Below are 5,748 nucleotides of genomic sequence, written 5' to 3'. Positions count from 1 at the left end.
CCACGCGGTCGCGCGAAATTTCGCTGACACGCAAGTAGCCGATGATGTCTTCGCCCAAATCGATTTCAGCGCCCTTGGCATCCACCGTCTTGACCTTGCCGGTGACGGTTTGGCCTTTGTCGTTGATCGACACGAAGGTGGTGAAGGGATCGGAGTCGAGTTGTTTGATGCCCAAGCTGATGCGTTCACGGTCCACGTCCACAGCCAAGACCAAAGCCTCGACTTCCTGACCCTTCTTGAACTCGCGCACGGCGTTTTCGCCGGTTTCGTTCCAGGACAGGTCGGACAAGTGCACCAAACCGTCGATGCCGGCAGCCAGGCCCACGAAGACGCCGAAGTCGGTGATCGACTTGATCGGGCCCTTCACGCGGTCACCGCGCTTGGTGTTCTGTGCGAACTCTTGCCATGGGTTGGCACGGCACTGCTTCATGCCCAAGCTGATGCGGCGCTTGTCTTCGTCGATCTCAAGGACCATGACTTCGACTTCGTCGCCCAGGGCAACGATCTTGGAAGGCGCAACGTTCTTGTTGGTCCAGTCCATTTCGGACACGTGCACCAAACCTTCGATGCCTGGCTCGAGTTCCACAAATGCGCCGTAGTCGGCGATGTTGGTGATCTTGCCGAACATGCGGGTGCCTTGTGGGTAGCGGCGGTTAACGCCCATCCATGGGTCATCGCCCATTTGCTTGAGACCCAGGGACACGCGGTTTTTCTCGGTGTCGAACTTGAGGATCTTGGCCGTGATTTCCTGACCGGCCGTGACCACTTCGGAAGGGTGACGGACACGACGCCAGGCCATGTCGGTGATGTGCAGCAAGCCATCGATGCCACCCAAGTCCACGAACGCACCGTATTCGGTGATGTTCTTGACCACACCGTGAACGATGGAGCCTTCGCGCAGGGTTTCCATCAGTTTGGCGCGCTCTTCGCCCATGGAGGCTTCCACCACAGCGCGGCGTGACAGCACGACGTTGTTTCGCTTGCGGTCAAGCTTGATGACCTTGAATTCGAGGGTCTTGTTTTCGTAGGGGGACAGGTCTTTGGTGGGACGTGTGTCGACCAAAGAGCCGGGCAGGAAGGCGCGGATGCCATTGACCAGCACGGTCAGGCCACCCTTGACTTTGCCGCTGGTCACGCCGGTGACGAATTCGCCGGTTTCCAGGGCTTTTTCCAGAGACATCCACGAAGCCAGACGCTTGGCGGTGTCACGCGACAAGATGGTGTCGCCGTAACCATTTTCGATGGAGCCGATGGCCACGGAGACAAAGTCGCCGACCTGGACTTCAACTTCGCCCTGGTCGTTTTTGAATTCTTCAAGCGGTACGTACGACTCGGACTTGAGACCGGCGTTGACCACCACGAAGTTGTGTTCGATGCGAACCACTTCAGCGGTGATGACTTCACCTGGGCGCATTTCCGTGCGCGTCAGGGATTCTTCGAATAGGGCGGCAAAAGATTCAGACATGTGATTTCCTCATCCACAAGGGCAGGACTGACGAACGCGAAATGCGTCGTTTCCAGGAGCTGACTGTGGCGGTTGTTGTGCAGCGCGAGCCGCGGTTGGTTTAAAAAATCCATCTGGCCAGTGTGCAAGCTGCACGAAGAGAGCCAGGTGGAACCTCAATTCAGCCCGCACAGGGCGGACCGGCATGGCCGTTTTCAGTGTTTCAACCAAAAACCTGCCGGCTTTGCCACCAGACCATCATCTGTTCCACCGAGGCTTCGATGGTCAAAGACGAGTTGTCCAGTTGCAAGGCATCTTGCGCGGGTTTCAAAGGCGCAACGCTTCGGGACATGTCCCGGGCATCACGCGCTTCCAAATCAGCGCGAAGACTGTCGATATTAGCCGAAAAACCCTTAGAAATCAATTGCTTATGGCGTCTTTCAGCCCTTTGGGCGGCACTGGCGGTCAAAAACACCTTCAAGGGCGCGTTTGGAAAGATCACCGTGCCCATGTCGCGGCCATCGGCCAGCAGACCGGGCAGGCGGCGAAAGCTGTGCTGAAGTTGCACCAAGGCCTCGCGTACGGCGGGCAAAACCGACACCTTCGAGGCGTTCATGCCGCCTTGTTCGCTGCGGATCGCATCGGTCACATCCACGCCACCCAGCAAGACCTGTTCCCCCTCAAAGTGCACGGGCAGTTGGCGGGCCAACGCGGCGATGCGTGCCTCATCGACCGCTTCAAGGCTCAGTCCAGCTTGCAGCGCGGCATGGGCCGTGACACGGTAGAGCGCGCCCGAATCGAGGTAGTGGTAGCCCAGTTGCGCGGCCACCCGGCTGGCCAAGGTGCCTTTGCCTGAGGCCGTGGGGCCGTCGATACAAATCACGGGAATTTGCGCGGCCTCGGCACTGGCCACTGAAAAAAGCGCCTCAAAATAATCAGGAAAGGTTTTGGCCACGCACTTGGGGTCTTCGATGCGCACAGGCACCTGCGCCCCGTTGAAAGCCACCAGCGAAAAGCACATGGCCACCCGGTGGTCGTCGTAAGTGTGGATGCTCGCGGCCTGCCATTGGCCTTGGGCCGCGGGGGGGGTGAACGGGCCATTGGGCAAAGGGTGAACGCGCAGCCAGTCGGGGCCTTCTTCGACAGTGGCACCCAGTTTTCGGCACTCTGCGGCCATGGCCACGATGCGGTCGGTCTCTTTCACGCGCCAGCTGGCGATGTTGCGCAGCAGGGTGGGGCCGTCGGCATAAAGCGCCATCACGGCCAAGGTCATGGCCGCATCGGGGATGTGGTTGCAGTCCAGCTCGATGCCTTTGAGCGGCCAGGCACCCCGGTTGATCTGCAGCCAATTGGGGCCACGCGTCACTTTGGCCCCCATGCGTTCGGCGGCCTCGACAAAGCGGATATCGCCTTGTATGGAATCGGCCCCTACGCCATTCACGCGGATGCCGTCGCCCTGGGCGATGGCCCCCAGTGCAATGAAATAGCTGGCTGAAGAAGCGTCGGCCTCGACATGGATCGTGCCGGGTGACTGGTAGCGGCTACCCGCCGGAATCACGAAGCGCTCCCAGCCTTGGCGTTGCACATCAATGCCGAAACGCGCCAGCAGGTTCAGGGTGATTTCAATATAAGGTTTGCTGATCAACTCGCCCACCACCTCGATGGTGATGCTGCGGTCCTGGGCGGCCAAAGGCAATGCCATCAGCAAGGCGGTGAGGAACTGGCTGGACACATCGCCACGCACGGGAATGGGCGCATCCAGCTTCAAGTTGGGGTGGCCGATGCGCAGGGGGGGAAAGCCCTCGTTGCCCAGATAGTCGATGCGGCAGCCCAGTTCGCGCAGGGCATCGACCAGATCGCCAATCGGCCGCTCGTGCATGCGGGGCACACCTTGGAGTGTGAAGTCACCCCCCAGCACCGCCAGCGCGGCTGTGAGCGGGCGCATGGCCGTGCCCGCGTTGCCCATGAAAAAAGTGATCGCCTGCTGGTGCGAAAGCTGCCCACCCAAGCCCTTGATGGTGACTGTGGTGCCCTCGACCTGAACGCCGCAGCCCAGTTGCCGCAAGGCGGCCAACATGACCTGGGTGTCGTCCGAGTCCAGCAGGTCATGCACCACGGTCGTGCCCTGGCACAGGGCCGACAGCAGCAACACGCGGTTGGAAATGCTTTTGGAGCCGGGCAAGGTGACGCTGCCGGATGCACCTTGCAAAGGGGGAATGTCGAGAAAGGCTGTGGCGAACATGGTTTAAGTCTCGGAAACTGGGTTGCAAGCGTTGCCCGCTTGCAGCGTCCAGGCCGCGCGCACATCGCTGGCTTGTTGAATCAGGTGCTCAAGCGCTTGGCTGTCGCCGTGCTTCAAGGCGTTTTCAAACTGCTCAAGGGCTTTGCGAAAGTGCGTCATTTGCGACAGCACTTCGGCGTGGTTGGCACTCAGTATGTCGCGCCAGACCGCCGCATCGCTGGCCGCAATGCGAGAAAAATCTTTGAAGCCGGGGCCCGCCATTTCCAGAAATTCGGCACCTTGGGTTTGGGCGGTCAATGCATTGACCGCGGCAAATGCCAAAACATGGGGCAAGTGGCTGACCGCGGCAAAAGTGGCGTCGTGTGTTTCAGGCGTCATGCTGCTGACATGGCTGCCGATGGCGCTCCAGACACCGTGCGCGGTTTGCAGGCGCTGAATGCTGGTTTTGGGCAGTGGCGTGAGAATGGTGCGCCGGTTTTGGTACAGCGTGCTTTCGGCGTGCTCAATGCCTGCCAGTTCTTTGCCCGCAATCGGGTGGGCAGGCACAAAGCAGGACAGGCGCTCGCCCAATGCGTCTTGCGCTGCGGCAATCACATCGCACTTGGTGGATCCCACATCCATCAGCAAGGCGTTGGGCTGCAGCACATCGCGCATGGCGGCAAAGCTGCTGTGCATGGCGCCCACAGGCACGGCCAGCAACACCAGATCGGCGCCTTGCACAGCATCGGCCACGCTGGTGCAGGCCTGGTCGATCACACCCAGTTGCAGGGCGCGTTGTCGGGTTTTTTCAGAGGCGCTGAAGCCGGCGATGTGTTGCACCAGACCCGCCTCGCGCAAGGCCAGGGCGAACGAGCCACCCATCAAGCCGCAGCCAATCAGGGCGAGGCGCTTGAAATGCGGCGCGGTCGGGCGCTCGGGTGTCATTCCGAAACAGGGTAAGAACCCAGTACCTTGTAGAACGCGCACAAGCCCTGCAAATCGCGCAATGCCGCCGCCACATGCGGCTCGCTGATGTGCCCTTGCAGGTCGATGTAGAAGTAATACTCCCACTGGCCTGATTTGGCCGGTCGCGACTCAAAGCGCGTCATGGACACGCCATTGTTCTTCAGGGGCACCAGCAAGTCGTGTACCGCACCAGGGCGGTTGGGCACCGAGACCACCAGGCTGGTGCAATCTTTGCCAGACGCAGGGGGCGTGGCCAGGGTTTGCGGCAAGGCGATCACGGCAAAGCGGGTGCGGTTGAAGGCCTCGTCCTGGATGGCGTGGTGCACGATGTGCAAGCCAAACTGGCTGGCTGCTCGTTCGCTGGCCAGAGCCGCCCAGGCTGGGTTGGTGGCAGCCAGTCGGGCGCCTTCGGCATTGCTCGACACAGCGCGCCGCTCCACATGCGGCAGGTGCTTGGACAGCCAGCCTTGGCACTGCGCCAGGGCCTGGGGGTGGGCCATGACGACCTCAATGCCTGCATCTGAGTTGAGCTGGCGCAACAGATTGAAGCGCACCTGCAGGCTGACCTCGCCCACCACGTGCACGGGCGAACGCAAGAACAAATCGAGCGAGCGGGCGACCACACCTTCGGTGGAGTTCTCCATGCCGACCACGCCATATTGGGCGGTGCCGGCCGCGGTGGCGTGAAACACCTCGTCGAAGTTGGCGCAATAAATCAGGTTGGCGGCACTGCCAAAAAACTCGATGGCGGCCTGTTCGCAAAATGTGCCTTGGGGGCCAAGCACTGCCACGCGTTGCGGCGCTTCGAGCGCCAGGCAAGCCGACATGATTTCGCGCCAGATGGAGGCGACATGTTCGTTTTTGAGAGGTCCGGGGTTGGCCTGCGTGATCTTGTCGATCACCTGGGCCACACGGTCCGGGCGAAAAAATGGTGAACCTTCGGCACGCTTGATCTCGCCCACCTGTTCGGCCACATGGGCACGCTGGTTCAGCAAGCTCAGCAGTTGTTTGTCCAGCGCATCGATCTGTACGCGCAAGGCGCCCAGGGCGTCCGACTGAATGGGTTGTTGGCTCATGGCTGCGCGTCTTTCAAGTGGCCTGATCAGGGGGTGGGTGT

The 5,748-nt window shown here is 60.9% G+C and carries 4 protein-coding genes; all 4 read right to left on the bottom strand.

From position 1 onward, the window contains the following. Nucleotides 1-1,465: 30S ribosomal protein S1 (gene rpsA, locus ACIQ3A_RS13505; RefSeq protein ID WP_396432245.1), on the bottom strand; the 1,465-nt coding region annotated here is incomplete at its 3' end. A gap of 202 nt (nt 1,466-1,667) precedes the next feature. Next, nucleotides 1,668-3,686: a bifunctional 3-phosphoshikimate 1-carboxyvinyltransferase/cytidylate kinase gene (locus ACIQ3A_RS13500; RefSeq protein ID WP_396432244.1), complete on the bottom strand. Its 2,019-nt coding sequence runs from the start codon at nt 3,684-3,686 to the stop codon at nt 1,668-1,670. 3 nt (nt 3,687-3,689) lie between these two features. After that, nucleotides 3,690-4,610, bottom strand: coding sequence for a prephenate dehydrogenase (locus ACIQ3A_RS13495; protein WP_396432243.1), 921 nt, complete (start codon nt 4,608-4,610; stop codon nt 3,690-3,692). Further along, nucleotides 4,607-5,707 (bottom strand): prephenate dehydratase, encoded by a 1,101-nt coding sequence (gene pheA / locus ACIQ3A_RS13490; RefSeq protein WP_396432246.1) that lies wholly within the window; start codon nt 5,705-5,707, stop codon nt 4,607-4,609. The genes ACIQ3A_RS13495 and pheA overlap by 4 nt, the downstream gene beginning before the upstream one ends. Nucleotides 5,708-5,748: the final 41 nt, after the last annotated feature.

The organism is Limnohabitans sp. (genome assembly GCF_044361985.1).
Classification (GTDB): Bacteria; Pseudomonadota; Gammaproteobacteria; order Burkholderiales; family Burkholderiaceae_C; genus Limnohabitans_A.
This window is presented reverse-complemented; position numbering and strand designations above follow the sequence as displayed.

What these genes read in the sequence shown, in the direction of transcription:
- ACIQ3A_RS13495 (WP_396432243.1), bottom strand. Translation starts at nt 4,610, where the DNA reads ATGACACCCGAGCGCCCGACCGCGCCGCATTTCAAGCGCCTCGCCCTG.
- ACIQ3A_RS13500 (WP_396432244.1), bottom strand. Translation starts at nt 3,686, where the DNA reads ATGTTCGCCACAGCCTTTCTCGACATTCCCCCTTTGCAAGGTGCATCC.
- pheA (WP_396432246.1), bottom strand. Translation starts at nt 5,707, where the DNA reads ATGAGCCAACAACCCATTCAGTCGGACGCCCTGGGCGCCTTGCGCGTA.